15 protein-coding genes are annotated in these 15,704 nt (G+C 59.1%); 5 read left to right on the top strand and 10 right to left on the bottom strand.

Annotated elements, in window-relative coordinates; genetic code table 11:
- Nucleotides 1–197 precede the first annotated feature (197 nt).
- A complete protein-coding gene (locus tag QJ48_RS14600; protein ID WP_054974296.1) occupies nucleotides 198–2,588 on the top strand; it encodes a transglycosylase domain-containing protein in 2,391 nt (796 codons plus the stop codon).
- An 84-nt stretch (nucleotides 2,589–2,672) separates the two neighbouring features.
- Entirely contained in the window at nucleotides 2,673–2,957 is a 285-nt protein-coding gene (locus tag QJ48_RS35930; RefSeq protein ID WP_082420505.1) for a hypothetical protein, read from the top strand.
- 83 nt (nucleotides 2,958–3,040) lie between these two features.
- On the opposite strand, the gene QJ48_RS14590 is transcribed toward QJ48_RS35930, so the two are convergent.
- Nucleotides 3,041–4,378 carry an MFS transporter gene (locus QJ48_RS14590; RefSeq protein ID WP_054974294.1) on the bottom strand — a complete coding sequence of 446 codons (1,338 nt, stop codon included), beginning with the start codon at nucleotides 4,376–4,378 and terminating at the stop codon, nucleotides 3,041–3,043.
- A gap of 196 nt (nucleotides 4,379–4,574) precedes the next feature.
- Between QJ48_RS14590 and QJ48_RS14585 the strand changes: the two genes are divergently transcribed.
- Both QJ48_RS14585 and QJ48_RS36890 read left to right on the top strand, forming a co-directional pair.
- Complete coding sequence (locus QJ48_RS14585; RefSeq protein WP_193394445.1) at nucleotides 4,575–4,727, top strand: hypothetical protein; 153 nt, start codon at nucleotides 4,575–4,577, stop codon at nucleotides 4,725–4,727.
- A 2-nt stretch (nucleotides 4,728–4,729) separates the two neighbouring features.
- Nucleotides 4,730–4,894 carry a hypothetical protein gene (locus tag QJ48_RS36890; RefSeq protein ID WP_157261634.1) on the top strand — a complete coding sequence of 55 codons (165 nt, stop codon included), beginning with the start codon at nucleotides 4,730–4,732 and terminating at the stop codon, nucleotides 4,892–4,894.
- Between the two features lie 101 nt (nucleotides 4,895–4,995).
- On the opposite strand, the gene QJ48_RS14580 is transcribed toward QJ48_RS36890, so the two are convergent.
- Both QJ48_RS14580 and QJ48_RS14575 read right to left on the bottom strand, forming a co-directional pair.
- Nucleotides 4,996–6,009, bottom strand: a complete 1,014-nt coding sequence (locus tag QJ48_RS14580) for a hypothetical protein (protein WP_054974293.1) — start codon at nucleotides 6,007–6,009, stop codon at nucleotides 4,996–4,998.
- Nucleotides 6,010–6,127: 118 nt separating this feature from the next.
- Entirely contained in the window at nucleotides 6,128–6,661 is a 534-nt protein-coding gene (locus QJ48_RS14575) for a hypothetical protein (RefSeq protein WP_054974292.1), read from the bottom strand.
- Between the two features lie 141 nt (nucleotides 6,662–6,802).
- On the opposite strand from QJ48_RS14575, the gene QJ48_RS38090 reads away from it, so the two are divergent.
- Entirely contained in the window at nucleotides 6,803–6,952 is a 150-nt protein-coding gene (locus QJ48_RS38090) for a hypothetical protein (protein ID WP_193394444.1), read from the top strand.
- Nucleotides 6,953–6,969: 17 nt separating this feature from the next.
- On the opposite strand, the gene QJ48_RS14570 is transcribed toward QJ48_RS38090, so the two are convergent.
- From QJ48_RS14570 to QJ48_RS14540, 7 genes are all read right to left on the bottom strand, one after another.
- The gene (locus QJ48_RS14570; protein ID WP_054974291.1) at nucleotides 6,970–7,500 is read right to left on the bottom strand and encodes a DNA-deoxyinosine glycosylase; all 531 of its coding nucleotides are present in this window, start codon (nucleotides 7,498–7,500) and stop codon (nucleotides 6,970–6,972) included.
- 109 nt (nucleotides 7,501–7,609) lie between these two features.
- Nucleotides 7,610–9,592 carry a methyl-accepting chemotaxis protein gene (locus QJ48_RS14565; protein ID WP_063858091.1) on the bottom strand — a complete coding sequence of 661 codons (1,983 nt, stop codon included), beginning with the start codon at nucleotides 9,590–9,592 and terminating at the stop codon, nucleotides 7,610–7,612.
- Between the two features lie 210 nt (nucleotides 9,593–9,802).
- Complete coding sequence (locus tag QJ48_RS14560) at nucleotides 9,803–11,002, bottom strand: SAM-dependent methyltransferase (protein WP_054974289.1); 1,200 nt, start codon at nucleotides 11,000–11,002, stop codon at nucleotides 9,803–9,805.
- A 28-nt stretch (nucleotides 11,003–11,030) separates the two neighbouring features.
- Nucleotides 11,031–12,218, bottom strand: a complete 1,188-nt coding sequence (locus QJ48_RS14555) for a sorbosone dehydrogenase family protein (protein WP_054974288.1) — start codon at nucleotides 12,216–12,218, stop codon at nucleotides 11,031–11,033.
- A 92-nt stretch (nucleotides 12,219–12,310) separates the two neighbouring features.
- Nucleotides 12,311–12,805, bottom strand: coding sequence for a hypothetical protein (locus tag QJ48_RS14550; protein WP_157261633.1), 495 nt, complete (start codon nucleotides 12,803–12,805; stop codon nucleotides 12,311–12,313).
- Nucleotides 12,783–13,223: a Dps family protein gene (locus QJ48_RS14545; protein WP_054974286.1), complete on the bottom strand. Its 441-nt coding sequence runs from the start codon at nucleotides 13,221–13,223 to the stop codon at nucleotides 12,783–12,785. The genes QJ48_RS14550 and QJ48_RS14545 overlap by 23 nt, the downstream gene beginning before the upstream one ends.
- A 95-nt stretch (nucleotides 13,224–13,318) precedes the next feature.
- Nucleotides 13,319–15,673: a PAS domain S-box protein gene (locus QJ48_RS14540; RefSeq protein WP_054974285.1), complete on the bottom strand. Its 2,355-nt coding sequence runs from the start codon at nucleotides 15,671–15,673 to the stop codon at nucleotides 13,319–13,321.
- Between the last annotated feature and the right edge of the window lie 31 nt (nucleotides 15,674–15,704).

The following is a 15,704-nucleotide window of genomic DNA, read 5'->3' as shown; positions in this document are numbered from 1 at the left end:
AGATACCCCACCTGCGTATTTATCTCTATTTTTATATTAGCCACATACTCAACAACCTGTTGGAGCTTCCTGTGGAGGCTCCTTTTTTGCTTGTCCACCTGCCGAAACAGGGTGTCCGGCGCGAATATTATTAGCATTGATTATTTTGCGCTAGAGTGGCGAACATTCCGTAGCGACAAAAAGGGGGACTATCTGCCATGAGCTTATTCCGGATGTTTCGTTGGAGGCCGACAGCAAAGCCTGGCACGGGCTCCTCGCCGAAACGCGAGGGGCAGTCGTATAGAGCCTCCAGCGGAGGAAGCCGCGCGGCAGACGAAGCGCGGCAGGCGGCCCGGTCCACGTGGCGCAGAGCCGGCAGTACGGGGCAGGATGATCCGAGCCGCAGACAGGCGGCAGGCGATTTCCGCCCTCCGGGACGCAAGGCACGTGAGACTGCACCGGGTGACACTGGCGAAGCAGCGGCGCGGAAGGAACGGGCAAATGCGGCGACCGATAGCCGTGCTGCAGCACGCGAGGCACGGGAGCCTGCGCCGGGCAGCGGCAGCACGGCGGCGCGAGAGACGAAGAAAGCGCGCAGGTTCCGGGGGCGGCGGTGGCTGTGGACGGCAGGGCTGCTCTGTTTTGCGGCCGGGGCAGCCGGTCTTGGCGCTGCTGCCGTATGGGTACGCGGTCTGGACATCAGCAAGCTGGAGCATCCGCTCCCCGAGCCGAGCTTCGTCATGGACGCCGGGGGGAAGCCGGTATCGCAGCTGTCCTCCTCCCGAATCGTCCCGGTCCCGCTCGGCCAAATTCCGCTGGATTTGCGGAATGCCGTCGTTGCGGTAGAAGACCGGCGTTTTTACGATCATGCCGGCTTCGACGTGTGGTCGATCGGCCGCGCGCTGATCCGCGACTTGAAAGCCGGAGCCCTGGAGGAAGGCGGCAGCACGATCACGCAGCAGCTTGCCAAAAATTTGTTTCTCGACTCGGACAAATCGTTCAACCGCAAATTCAAGGAGCTCGGCTACGCGATAAAAATCAATTTTGCTTACAGCAAAGACGAAATTTTGGAGCTATATCTGAACAGCATTTACTTCGGCGAAGGGCGCTGGGGCGTCGAAGGGGCGGCGCAGCAATACTTCGGCAAATCCGTTCAGCAGCTGACACTTGCCGAATCGGCCGTGCTGGCCGGTCTGCCCAAAGCTCCTTCACTCTACTCTCCGGTGCGGCATCCGGACAAGGCGCTGGAGCGGCGAAATCTCGTGCTGTCGCTGATGAAGGAGCAGCATTTCATCAGCGACGCCGCCTACGACAAGGCCGTCGCTGAGCCGATTGCGCTTAAGCCGAACAACGGAGAGTCGCTGAAGGGGCGGCACCCTTCCTATGTCGACTACGTCATGGATGAAGCCGAGAAGCTTTACGGCTTTACGGAGCAGCAGATTTTGACGCTCGGCCTGCGGATTCATACCGCGATGGACCTTAAGGTGCAGCAGGCGGCGGAAGAGGTGTACCGCACCGATGCGCTCTTCCCGCAAAGTCCTCCCGACCGCCCGGTGCAGAGCGGAGCGGTCGTGCTGGACCAGCGAACCGGCGGCATCCGTGCGATCGTCGGTGCGCGGGGGGATCAAACCTACCGCGGCTTCAACCGGGCCACCGAGCTGAAGCGGCAGCCCGGCTCGTCGTTTAAGCCGCTGGCAGTCTATGGGCCTGCGCTTGAGCTTGGCTATACGCCGGAGTCGATCTTGTATGACGGCCAGCTCGATATTTCCGGGTACCGTCCCAAGGATTGGGACGGACAGACGAGGGGACAAGTCTCGCTTCGGGAGGCCGTGATGCGTTCGTGGAATATTCCGGCCGTCTGGCTGCTGAATGAAATCGGCATCGACGCCGGGATGAACTATGTGCGTAAGGCCGGGATCGCTCTGCCTCCGGCGGACCGCAACTTGAGCCTTGCGCTCGGCGGCTTGTCCGAAGGCGTCTCGCCCTTGCAGATGGCGCAGGCGTACGGCGCCATAGCCAACGAAGGCGTGATGCAGAACGCCCACGCCATCACCAAAATTACGACCAAGGACGGCCATACGCTCGTTGAAGCCAAGCCGCTGACGGCCAAGCTGACGGAGCCGGTCTACGCCTATACGCTGACGAGGCTGCTGCAAGAAACCGTCGCGCAAGGAGCGGGGATAGCTGCCGCGCTCAGCGGCCGTCCCGCCGCAGGCAAGACGGGGACGACGCAGCTGCCCGCAACGGCCGAATTCGAGGCGATCGGCCGGAACGGCGCTAAGGACGCCTGGTTCGTAGGCTTCACCCCCGAGCTGACGGCCGCCATTTGGCTTGGGTACGATCAGACGGACAAGACCCACTATTTGACGACATCGGGCGGTGCGGTGCCTGCTCAACTGTTTCGGGAAATCATGACCCGAGCGCTGAAGGATACCCCGGTGACGGATTTTCCGGTACCTGAAGAAGTGCGCCGGGCCCTGGAGGAGGCGCAGCTGCGCTCACCGCTCGGAAGAGACGGACGCACGCCGGAAACGGGGGAACCGCAGGAGCGCGGCGGCCAGCCGGAAACGCACCGTCCCGGCTGGTTAAGAAAAAAACAAGATAATTAAGCCCATTTTTAAGATGGATAAGTGCCCAATTCCTCCTCTCTGACATATGGTGGAGTATGTTCTAATCAGAGAGGAGAAATCAACATGTCTCAAGAGACGATAATCGAAACCGAAACCGCAGAGGAGTTCGACTACATCCGTCCGCATCATCCGCATCACTGGCATCCCCACGGCTTCCATCCACATGGCTTCCACCCCCACGGTTTCCATCCGCATGGTTTTCATCCGCATGGCTTCCATCCCCACGGCTTCCATCCGTTTGGATTCCATCCGCACCACCATCATTGGCATAGTCCGTGGGGGCATCATTTTCACCATCATACCCGTTGGGTGCAAGATCCTTGGTCCGGCGAATGGTACCTCGACTGAAGAAAGGCTGCGCGACAACAAAGGGCGTTCTGCATTCAGCAGACCGCCCTTTGTTCTTTCGATGGCTTTTCGCGCCGCCGCTCTTAAGCCCCGCTCCCGGAAATCGACACCGTGCGGCGCGTAAAAAGAAAAACCGTGGACACCAGCGCGACCAAACTGACGATAAACCCGTACAGAAACAGCCGGTGGATGCCCGTCATAAAAGCCGGCGCCGACGTCAGAAGCGCGCCCATAATCGTAACCCCGGCCGCCGTGCCGATATTCCGTGAGAAGACCTGCAGCGACGTGGAAATCCCTTTTTGATCGGCGGCGACAAGCTGCTGCACTCCGATGACCGACACGGTATAGAGCAGCCCGTATGCCAGTCCTTGCAGCACCATGATCGCATTGACGTACCAGAAGCCTCCCTGGTCCGGCAAAAACAGCAGCAGCAGCCCGGACAGCACCAGCAGCACATTGCCTGTAAAAAGCAGCGGCCGGTAGCCGTAGCGCAGCACCCATTTGCCGGCCGGAACGCCTACAAGAATCCATCCGACGGACATGCCGAGCAGCGACAGCCCGCTGACGAAAAGCGAGTACCCGTGCTGCTGCAAATAAAACGGAATGTAGCTGGACGTGCCGAACAACGCCGCGCAGGTCAAAAAGCCATTCAGGTTCATCCAGGCGACGGAGCCGTTCTTAAGCAGCGCCATCGGCATAATCGGTGAAGGATGTCTCCGCTCGTTGTACACGAACAGCAGCAAAAATAACGCACCGCCCGCCGTATACAGCAGAAAGCCCTCGCTCACCACCGTATTGAACAGCAGCAGCCCGATGCCGAGTCCGAACCAGAGGGCTCCCCAGTAGTTAATCCGGCTTTTGCGGGCCTCGTACACTTCCCGGTAGGGCACAAGCAGCAGCAGCGACGCCAGACAAATCGGAATATTGATATAAAAAATCCACCGCCAGCTTAAATGCTCGATGACCAAGCTGCCAAGCAGCGGCGCCAGCACCGACGAGATGCCCCACATGCCCGTAAAGAACGCCTGGATTTTGCCCCGCGCTTCCACCGGGAATAAATCCCCGGCGATAATGGCCGGGAACGCGATCATCGCGCCAGCGCCGAGCCCTTGCAGCCCCCGGTACAGCACGAGCTGTATCATCGTCGCTGCCGTACCGCACAGCACGGACCCGAGCAAGAACACCAAAATGCCGACCGACAGCACTTTTTTGCGTCCGAACAAATCCGAAAGCCTGCCGCTGAGCGGCGTCACGATCGTACATAAAATCATGTAAGAAGCAAAGCTCCACGCGTACAGCTTCACATCCCCGAGCTCCTCCGCGATCCGCGGCATCGTCGTATTCATGATCGTCGTATCCATCGACGAAATCAGCACGGCGAGCACGATGCTCGCCATCACGGCCAAGCGGTTCCATTTCATGCGGTTCCTTCCCCCTTCGTCGTTTCACCGTGTTCCCGGAACAGTAGCTTCAATATAACACAGCGGTGTGATACCGAGCCATGTATTTGCGTTTTTTTCCAGACCGGTTTCCATCGCCTTCCACGCATGCGGGGGTTTCCCGAAGGGAATTCTAACCGGGAAATCGATATTATCCCATACAGGAGGCCCAACGCCCGTGAAAATCGAAACGACCGATTACCAAATCGCCCCGCTTCTCGAGCAAGAAAAAGTCATCGATATCATTCAACAGACGGAAGAGCGGTTAGCCGAACTGACCGGCAGTCCGATTACGCTGATTGCCTATTCTAAGACGGAAGGAGAGAAGTAATTGTGACCGGCAAGAAAGAAGAGGCGCGGCGGCCCAACGAACCGACCATCGCCCCGGGCATGAATACACACGATCCTTTGGAGGAAAAGGCGACGGAGGAAGAAGTGCGGTGCGGAGATGCCACTCTCGTCTCCCGTTTGTATTTGGACCGGACTCCCGAGGACTAGAGCGGTTAGACGAACGCAGCAAAAAAAGCAGCCCGCCCGGAGCGTTAATCATCTCCAGACGGGCTGCCGTTGTGCAGGCGGTGAAAGCGAAAGCCCTCCGATCAGTCGTCATTCTCATCGTCGTGCTTATCGCGGTTTTTCGCTTTTTCTTTTTCTTTTTCTTTTTCTTTTTCTTTCTCCTTATTCTTGCCTTTTCCGTGCTCCTTGTCCGCTCCGTGGCCGTTAAACTCCGGCTTCCCGGCCTGTACCGGCGGCGTACGGACGAATTTGGCGTCGTCTTTCCACTTCACGTCGATCTTCCAATCCGGCGAATCGTCCTTCAGCTTGAACTGCGCCGCCAAGCGCTGCTTGAGCGCCTTCTCCCAAGCGTCTTTCTCCGAAGGCAGCCCCTGCATCAGCAGAAGAAGCAATTGCTCCGCCTGCGCTCCGTTCAGATGAACGACCGCGCGATCCTTGGTTTGGATATAAACGTCGGCCTCATCGCCCTTGTCCGTCTGCTCCTGCTTTACCTTCAAAGCCAGCTCCCGGCTTTTCAGCTCCAACGACAGCCGCTCCCAAGGCCAGCTCCCGTTTGCCGCCGGCTTAGCCGATTCCGCGGCAAACGCACGATCAGCCGAAGCCGAAGTCGAGGCCGCAGGCGTAGGCGCCGGACCGGCCGGCGGCACGGTGGCCTTGCTGCCGGAAGACGCAGGCGCGGCAGGCCCCTGCGATGCGCCGGAGCCTTGCGCCGCCGCCGCGTTCGGCTCGGCGGCCGGCGGGGCCGGGCTCTGCGGCGCAGCGGTTTGTTCGGGTGCCGCCGCCTTAATGTAGGCGGCTTGATTTTTGCTGTTCAATATAATGTCCAGCGAATCGCCCGGTTTCAAATCCGTGATCGCCGCTTTTTGCAAATTGCGGTATACCCATACGTCCGCAGTCAGCGGATAAGTCTTTTCCGTTCCGTCGTAAGACACTTTGATTTGTTTGCTGCCGTCCGTCAAGCCGACGAACCGCCCTTTGGCTTCCGTCGATATTTCTGCCGATACGGGCGCATCGCCCACCCAAGTGACGCCATAAACCAGTCCGCCCAAAAGCGCGGCTGCAATAACCCACACGACCGTTTTTTTAAGTTTCCCCATCGTTTCTCTCCCCCTGTAACAGGCATTGGAAGCTGTCGCCCGTTGTTTTTCGAACAGAGTTCGTTATAGGGTTCGGGCTTTCATGCCATTTTCAGGGGATGCAATCCGAACCAGGCCTTCAGACCGGGTCCCAACGGTGGGCATACGCTTGCAGCCGGGGATGCGTGACCGGACCTCCCTCCTCGCTCACGAACCAGCGGATTTTTTTGATCCATGTCTCGAACGACTCGTAGCCTGCGAGCAGCTCGGCTGTCGTCTTGGTCATCCAAACGAAATGGGGAGCGGCGTATTTCTCTTCCAGGAACCGGAAAGCGGTGTCTACAGGAGTGTACTTCTTACGCTTCCCCTCGAACGGTTCAACGGCATAATCGGCATCCGTGTCCGAAGCGGCGAGCAGCGCCTCCAGCGCTTCGACCCTCTCGTAGTAGGGAGCTACGGAACGCCGTTTCTCCATGCGCCGGACCGTCTCCTCGTGCAGCGGGTAAAAGACCGCCTTGGCGATGCCGCGCCCGCTCGCCAGCGCAAGGACGCGCACGAGCTCCTGCTCCGTATAATCCTCGAACGCATCGTAAATCCACAAGCTTCCGCGGTCCGTATCGCGCCCATTCGGCAGTTCGTACCCGAACGGAACTTGGCTCGTCTGTCTTGCCATCCGGCATCCTCCTCTCGTCGCTTGCAGAAATGGGATTTCACTAAGTATGCCTTTTGGAAAAAGAGAATATTTTCCGGGCAGGCTGCGCACGTTAAGCATGAACTGACGATATTTAACCTTATCCCGAAAGGAGGGAACGACATGTCGGAAAATAAAAAGCACGATGGCAATTACGAAAGCACGGCTTCGATGAAAGTCCAAAATCAAGATATGGAATTCGTTAACGATACGCTCAATCAGGTGAAAACCACAGTCAATCAGATCGGAGCCACCCAGAAGGAGAAGGAATAATCCGTCCCGCTGTGCCGCTAGCCGCGGACGGCGAGCCAAGCTTCCCGCACAGGCTGCCATGCTTCCAGCTTGGCCGCTTGCGACATGGCCCGCGCCGGGCTCGACGACGGCAACAGCGTATAGCTCTTTCCGTCGTCCGCGGCCCCCTTCATGACCTGCCTGCGGTACAGGTCCGCCGCCGTGCTGCCGTTGAAGAAAACATGGCGGATGCCCGGATACGCCGCGTAGAACCGCGCGAAATCGTTGGCCTCCGGACGGCGGATCGCCGTGTCGAGACTGCCTTCGCGCTCGCAGGCCGCGAGCACGTCCCACAGCGCTACGCCGCGGGATAACGCAAAGCGGAGCCGATCCTCGTATGCCGCAGCCGGCTCCCCGCCGTCCAGCAGCGCGTAGAGAAGCGGCCAGAAGCCGTTGCGCGGATGGCCGTAATACTGCTGCGCCCGCAACGACGCCTCCCCCGGCATCGATCCGAGAATCAGCAGCCGGCAGCGCTCATCCGCGACCGGCGGCAACCCGGTCAAGCGGGGACGTTCCTTATCTGCTGCCATCGATGCATCGCCTCCCGTTCATTCGTTTCACACCCAAGTAGCCTCATTGTAGCACAGCCACTCCAACACAGACACACAGCGGAGCCAAAAGAAAAACCGCAGGACGCGGTTATACTTTGAACCGTCCTGCGGTTTGCTGTAGCTCGTCCGCCGCCTTCCGAAGCTGTTCGGCTTCCCCTGACGCCTGACCTGCAAGGTCGAGCTGACCGGCGGATGCCGCCGCCGCCCGCAGCGTCTGCTCCGAGGCGCTCCCTGCGATGCGGGCCATCTCCTCGATGCCGGCCGTCACCTCCTCGGTGCCGGCGGACAACTGCTCGGAGGCGGCCGATATCTCCTGAATTTGCGCCGTGATGCCCTGCGCCATCGTCAAGATCCGTTCGAATGCCGCGCCGGCCTGCCCGACTTCCCCGACGCCTTTCTCCACCTCGCGGCCGCCCTTAGCCATAGCGGCTACCGCCGAAGCCATCGAGGCCTGTATGTCTTCGATCTGCTCCTGAATGCGCTGCGCCGACGCCTCGGACTGCTCGGCCAGCTTGCGCACCTCGCCCGCGACGACCGCAAAGCCTCGGCCGTGCTCTCCGGCCCGGGCCGCTTCAATAGCCGCGTTCAGCGCGAGCAGGCTCGTCTGGGACGCAATGCCGGATATGGCGCCGGCCATCTCCTGCACCGACTGCATGCGGCCTTCCAGCTCCCTGATCGCTTGGCCGACCTGCTGCGCCGACTGGCGCATCGTCCCCATCTGCTCCATGGCTCCAACCGAGGTGCGGTTGCCCGCCTCGGCCTCCTGCACCATCGCGAGCGACGCCTCCGTAACGTGGGCCGACGCCTCGGCGATGCGCTGAATGCCCGCCGCCATCTCCTCCATTGCCTTGGCGCTATCCCCGGCGCTGACGGCTTGGCTTTCGGCGCCCGCCGCCAGTTCGTCCAGCGTATGCGCAATCGCCTCCGAAGCTTCGCGGGATTGCACGGCATGCGCCGCCAGCTGGTGCGAGCCGTCCGTTACCCGAAGGGAAAGAGCATGCATCCCCTTCATCATTTGCTGCAAGTGGGCGATAAACCGGTTGATCTCCCCCGAAAGCCGCCCCATCTCGTCCTTGCCTCTTACGGCAAGGCGATAGGTCAAATCCGCTTCCTGCGAGTTGAGATTTGCCGTCGCATCCAGCATCGCCTGAAGCTTGCGGGCGACGGAAAACTTCGCCAGCGCGAACAGCAAGCCAAGCACAACAAGCAGCACGATCAGAAGCTCTGCGGCGACCGTGAGCTGCTGCTGCGCGATCAGCGCGTCCGATTTTTCCTTATTGAGCGCAACGCGAACAGCCCCCCAATGCTTGCCCTCGAAGAAAAGGGGGTAAGACATGTCCCACGTCTCGACGACGTGTCCTTCCACGCTTCGCGGGTATTTTTGCAGCAGCACATCGGAAGTGTCCTTATACGCCGCAGCCGCATAGCCCGTCGGGTCGTTGAATACGCGATTAGCCCGGTATTTTTGGCTAAGCCGCCCCTCCGCTCCCCAGCGGTCCTTCGAAGCCTCGCCTTGCGGGCTGTAGCTGCTGTTGTGCGTCGCGATGAAGCCGACCGCGTCCGGATTCGCCGAGTAGGCGATCGGAACGGCGAACACGATCTGCGGGTCGGTCAAAAATCCGTCGACCAGCGCCTGCCACCGTTCATCCGTGTAAGCACCGTAAGCGCTGGTATATTTCAGCTCGTATTGCGCGAGCGGGATGTCTTGGCCGTCGAATCGTTTCTGCTTCGCCGAAGCGTATTCCTTATCCTTCGACCGCTTCTCCGCTTCCTCGCGGCTCGCGGCGATCGGCTCCAGCCGGTCGTCGAACAACCGGGTCCGCAGCTCTTCGCCGGACAGCTTTTTACCGTCTCGCAACGTCACCCCGGTACGCAGATCCGACTCGGTCAGGCTCTGTAAGCTTTTGGATAACGATATGGCCATCGTCCGTCCTTTGTCGAACAACGAAGCTTCCGCATGGCGGCGAATGATGCTGCTTTGATAAGCGAACACCACACCCATTAAGAGCAGGAGCACCAGGCTGCTGTACACCATAAATCGGCCCGTTAACGAATGAAGTGGATTTCTCATGATACAAGCACCTCGGTTCTCAGTTTTTCCAATCCATGGATGGAACCATATTCCAATTGGAGTTTAACTTCCATTGTACTACGGAAACTAGGAGAAAAGTTTCACAAGAAGCGAAGAAGTTTTGTCGAATTTTAGGACAAATGAATGGAAAAGGACAAAAAAAGAGAGAAAGCCCCACTTATGTCATGGGACTCCCTCTCTAACTGAAATTTACGGCTTCAGCCAAGGGTCCAGCTTGTCCTGCAGCGCCCGTTCCAAGTATGGCTCCGCCTGCAGGAAATTCCGGAATCCTTGGTACTCCTCCGCCAGCTTGGTCCGTTCGGCGGGTTTCGGCTGTTGGTCGCTTCGAACCGCCCGGATTAAAATATTTTTCGGCGTATGCTCCAGATCGATGAATTCAAGCAGCTGCGTCTTGTAGCCGACCAGTTCGAGCAGCTTCGCCCGAATCGCATCCGTGGCCAGCGCGGAAAACCGCTCCTTCAAAATGCCGTGCTGCAGCAGCGGACCGAGCACGTCGCTGCGCACCTGCCGGAACAGCTCATGCTGGCAGCAAGGCACGGACAAGATGACGGAAGCGTCCCAGCGGACCGCCTTCTCCAGCGCCGCATCGGTCGCCGTATCGCAGGCATGCAGCGTCACGACCATGTCGACCTGCTGAAGCTCGTCATACTTGGCGATGTCGCCGACAAGGAACCGCAGCCCGTCATAGCCGAGCTTTTCCGCAAGCGCGCTGCAGTGCCGGATCACATCCTCCTTGAGATCAAGGCCGACGACGCGCAGGTCGAAGCCCTGCATCTCCTTCAGAAAATGATACATCGCAAACGTCAAATACGATTTGCCGCAGCCGAAATCGACGATGGTGAGCGTCCGGTCCTTCGGCAAATGCGGCAAAATATCGGCGATCATTTCGACAAACCGGTTGATTTGGCGGAACTTGTCGTATTTAGGGGCAAGCACCTTTCCCTGCGCGTTCATAATTCCCAGCTCGATCAAAAAAGGAACGGGAACGCCTTCCTCCAGCACGTAGTTCTTTTTCCGGTTATGGGCGGGCGCTCCGCCCGCCGCTTGCTTGGTCGCCGGCTTGCGGAGGATGCCGATCTTGCCTTTCTTGCTGATCAGCACCTGATAGTCCGCTTCGCCCGTCTGCAGCAGCCCTTGCCGGAACTGCTCCGCAAGCAGCGTGTTCAGCCTCGCCTCCGCCGCTTCCGGCGCCAAATTCTCATGCAGCACCTTTGGTCCGCAGAAGGAGCTAAATTGATAGTTCAAAGCCCCCTTGAGCTGTACGGGCTTCACCGTCACCTTCGTGCAGCCGTCCGGATCGCTTTTCCGCACCTGGCTCAGCGTCGCTTGGATCAGCGTCCCTTCCTGAAACAATCGGCCCGTCAATTCCGTCAATTCCCGCTCTTGCATCCCGCTTCACGTTCTCCAATCCATTAGTTCATGATTTAAATTCCGGTATCAACCGGATGATCTTATCGTCGTCCTTCTGCGGCTGCCCACGGCCGTCCCGGTTGTTCGTCAGCACATAGAGCGAACCGTCCGGCGCTTCCGCCACCGTCCGGAGCCGGCCCAGCTCGCCGGCGAGCAGCGGCTCGACGGAATGGACGCTCTTGCCGTCTTGCGCCAGCACGATGTGCAGCACCTGCGTCCCGCGCAGATTGGCGACCAGCAGGTGCCCTTTCCACGGTCCGCGGCTGACGAAGGTCATGCCCGACGGCGCCCACGTGACGTCGCGGCTGTGCACGACCGGTGCTCTTAGCGGTCCCGGTCCTTTTTTCCCGGCATCGGCCGGCTTGATCTCGGTCTCGTCGCCTTCGACGAGAGGCCAGCCGTAGTTGGCCCCGGCCTCGATGAGATTGATCTCGTCGTGAGCCGTCTGGCCGTGCTCGGAGCTGTACAGCCGCTTCGTCTCCGGATGCCAGGCAAACCCTTGAGGATTGCGGTGGCCGAGGCTGTAGACCGGCGAGCCGGGAAACGGATTGTCCGGCGGCACGGAGCCGTCCCTGGCAATGCGGAATATTTTGCCTGACAATGCAGTCACATCTTGAGCGGACGGGCGGTCATCGGCGTCTCCGTTCGTAATATACAGCATGCCGTCCGGCCCGAACTTCACCCGCCCGCCGTCGTGTATCCGGTTGCCCGGCAGGTTGTCCAGCAGCACTTTGTCCAGCGCGGCTTTCCCGCCCTGTTCCTTCAAGCGGACGACCCGATTGAACGGCCGGTCGCCTTTGAAATACGTATAGTAGGCATAAATATAGCCGTTGCGTGCAAATTGCGGATCGAGCGTAAAGCCAAGCAGTCCCGCTTCGCCCTGCTTGTACAAACTGCCGTTAAATTGAAACACCGGCTCCTCGATCAGCTTTCCCTTGTCGATGACGCGCAGCGCACCGCCGCGCTCGGTAAAGAAAATACGGCCATCCGGCGCAAAATCGATTTCCCACGGCACGGCCAATCCTGCAGCTACGGTTTCCTGCTTATAAGGAAAGACAGCTTTGGACGCTTCGCCCGCAGACGGGGCAGAAGGTGCCGTGCCCGTGGCAGGGGCCGCCAGACGTTCCTCCTCACAGCCGGCGAGCAGCAGCGCAAGGAGCAGTCCCGCTGCGGTCCGGGAAATCGTTCGATTCATAAGAGCCAGAGCCTCCCATCCCTTTTCATCCCATTATACCCAAACGGCGCGAGGAAAAGCGACCTGTCCGGGCTATTTTTCATTCTGCTGCTTTATTTATTGTGGAACCACGCAACAAGCAATGCGGCAAAAGCAATGAGGATATTGATCCAGCCGGGGTAAAGCTGCTTGTTGAGTAGCCGCTCTTTTTCGATCCGTTCGAGGCGTTCGTCGCGAGCGCGCAGCATCTCGTTCAATTCCATTCGGGATATATAGTTTCCATGCCACTTGTCCAACTTTTCTTCCATGCGCGTAACGGCGACTTCGATGTTCTCGAGCCGGGTCTCGGCCTTCATTAAACGTTCCCCGTCTTTATTTGGACTCGCATTCATTGTTTTTGTCACTCCTTTGCTGGGCAGCGCCGCAAGCGGTCTGCCGATTGGGTTCCGCTCTACAGTATATGCGACAAGCCTTCCCGCCGAAGCGACGATTACACAGCGGCAGCGGGCAATCAGGTCGTTACTGGCAAAAAAAGGCATGGCCCCCTGCGCCATCCGCAAGTCGCCATGCCCCCGGTCCGGGACGCTATTTTCCCAAAAACGATTCAAGCATCCAAACGTGCTTCTCCAGCTCGCTGTGGATCGCAAGCAGCATATCGCCGGTCGTCTCGTCATCCGCCGCTTCGGCAATCGCCATCCCTTCCTTCAGCTCTCCGATCAGCGTTCCGAAGTCGTTGGCGATGGAGCGGACCATCTGCTCGGCATTCTCGCTGCCGGAAGCTTCGTGCAGGGTCGCTTTCTCCAAAATTTCCTTCATGGTGGCGACCGGCTGTCCTTTGAGCGCCAGCAGCCGTTCGGCCAAATTGTCGATGTGAAGGGCCGCCTCGTTATACAGTTCTTCGAATTTCACATGCAGGGTGAAAAATTGCGGTCCCTTCACATACCAATGGTAGTTGTGGAGCTTGATGAACAGCAGGCTCCAGTTCGCTATCTGGGTGTTCAGCACTTCCGTTAAGCTTTTGGACATGGATCGTTCCTCCTTGGATCGCGTTCTTTTCCAGCTTATCCCTAGTTAATATGAAAAACGGAAGCCGCTTTTATACATCGCACCGAAGGAATCGGCTAGAGATCGTTCGCGGCGACAGGCTCAGGCGGTACCGCAAACCGGACATAGAATGCCGTCCCCTCCGGTCCGGTCTGCCACGTCAGCTTGGCTCCGTGCCGGGCGGCGATACTGAAGCAGACCGCCAGACCAAGCCCCGTTCCTCGCTCCTTCGTCGTAAAGAACGGAGTTCCGACCTTGGCCAGTACGTCCTTGTCCATGCCGTGGCCTTGGTCGCTGACCTCCAGCACGACCTCCGACTCTTCCGTGTAAGTGGCGATTTCGAGCCGTCCTCCGGCGTCCATCGCTTCGAGCCCGTTCAGCGCGAGATTCAATACCATCTGCCGGATCTCCTTCTCGTCGAGCTCCAGCTCGGGACACGATTCGAGCCGCAGGTGAAGCTGCTTATCGGCCAGCGTCGCCTCCGCTTGAATGAGCGGACCGATGGCCTCGATCACCTGAGCCAGATTTTGCGGACGGCGGTCGGTGGTCTTGTTTTTGGCCAGCGCCAAAAACTCGCTGATAATCCCGTTGGCGCGGTTCAGCTCCTCCACCATGACGTCGATAATGTCCTTGGGCGGGAGGGTTTTCTTCGCGCGCATCAGCTGGAGAAAGCCGCGGACGGTCGTCATCGGATTGCGGATTTCATGCGCGATGCCTGCAGCCATCTCCCCGATCATATGCAGCCGGTCCAGCCGCGCAATCTCCCTCTCTAGCGCCACCCGGTCCGTAATATCCGTAATGACCGCCAGCACGCACGGCACATCCGGCGTCTCAATGATCTCCGTGGACAACAGCCCCGTCCGCCGCTCACCCGACTTGGTCACATACTGTACCTTCACGTCCGTCACCGTATCGGCGAAATCCACGGGGGCCGTCTCGACCAGCCCTTCGTCCGAGATGAGCGTCATCTGCAGATTGGCGGCTCCCGACGTCATTTCTTCATACGTGTATCCCGTATGCTTCATCCAGCTCTCGTTGACGTCAAGATACGTCCGGCCGCTTAACGACTGAATCGCCATCAGGCAAGGCGTCGCCTGAAAAATCGTATAAAACCGCTCCTGCGATTCCCGGGCATCCTGCTCCATGCGCCGCCGCTCGTTTGTATCCTGAATATATAAGCTGATGCCGAGCGAAGACGGGAAAGCCCGCACCTCGACCCAGCTATCCGTCAGATTCGAATAAAATTCCGCCCGCTGCGGCGCTTGCTCCAAGGCTGCGCGCAAAAACAAATCGTAGCACTTCGAGCGTTCCACCGGCGCATAATCCCAGAACGGCCGCCCAAGCGCCTGCTCCTTCACGATGCGGAGGCGCTGCTCGGCCGAACGGTTCATGTAGACGATCGCCCCGTCGTGGTCGAGCGCGTAAAATGCGTCCGTGATGCTCTCCAAAATATCGTTGATCCGGTCATACGACCGCAGCAGCTGCTCGGTTACCTGATGCCGCCGCCGGATTTCCGCCTGAAGCCTTCCGTTGGCTTCGCGCAGCGCATACGTGCGCTGTTCTACGGCTTGCTCCATGCGGATATACTGCATTTTACGCTCGGTCACGTCGCGAACCGAGCAGACGTAGATCGGCCGGTCGCCAATACAGGCGCTTCCGATCTGCAGCTCGGCGGGGAACGTCCCGCCGCTGCGGCGCACGGCCGTAACGTCCGTCGCTTCCCTCGTGCCGCAATCCGGCAGCAGGGAGCCGCTTTCCCCCGAGCCGAACAGCCGCTCGGTGTACGGCACGACCAGCCACACGGGCTTCCCGATCAGCTCCTCCGGGCCGTACCTGAACAGCGGCCGGACGGCGGGGTTGGCCGACAGAATCGTTCCCTCTGCGTCGACGGTCAAGAAAGCGTCGGTCGACGTCTCGCTGATAGCCCGGGCCATCGCTTCCATCCGCCGAAGCTTTTCCGTATTGTCCAGAAGCCGGGCATGCGCCTGCTCCAGGTCAATCGTGCGCCGGGTGATCAGCTCTTTTTGCGCCTTAAGCTGCTCCCGGTCCCGGTAGATGCCTGCGAACTGCTTGACCTTTACTTTTAACACAACCGGCTGCACCGGCTTGAATATAAAATCGATCGCTCCGATTTCATAGCCTCGTACCATATGCTCCGTCGCTTGACTGAGCGCAGTAACGAAGATCACGGGAATCGACCTGTACCGCTCTTGCGATTTCAGCATGCGAACGGTTTCAAAGCCGTTCATTCCCGGCATTTCAATATCCATCAGAATCAAGGCGAAAGACTCCTGCATCACTTGCCGCAGCGCTTCCTCTCCGGAATTGGCGGTGGCGATGCGATAATCGGGAGATTGCAGTATGGAAGACATAGCGAGCAAATGTTCCGGCCGATCGTCGACAATCAGTATATTCACTTGCGGTTCAGCCATATGTATACTCTCCTAGGGTCCGGTTATTATC

The organism is Paenibacillus sp. A3 (genome assembly GCF_001399685.1).
In the GTDB taxonomy this organism is placed as follows: Bacteria; Bacillota; Bacilli; order Paenibacillales; family NBRC-103111; genus Paenibacillus_G.
Note: the sequence above shows the minus strand (reverse complement) of the source record. Positions and strands in the feature narration are given on the sequence as shown.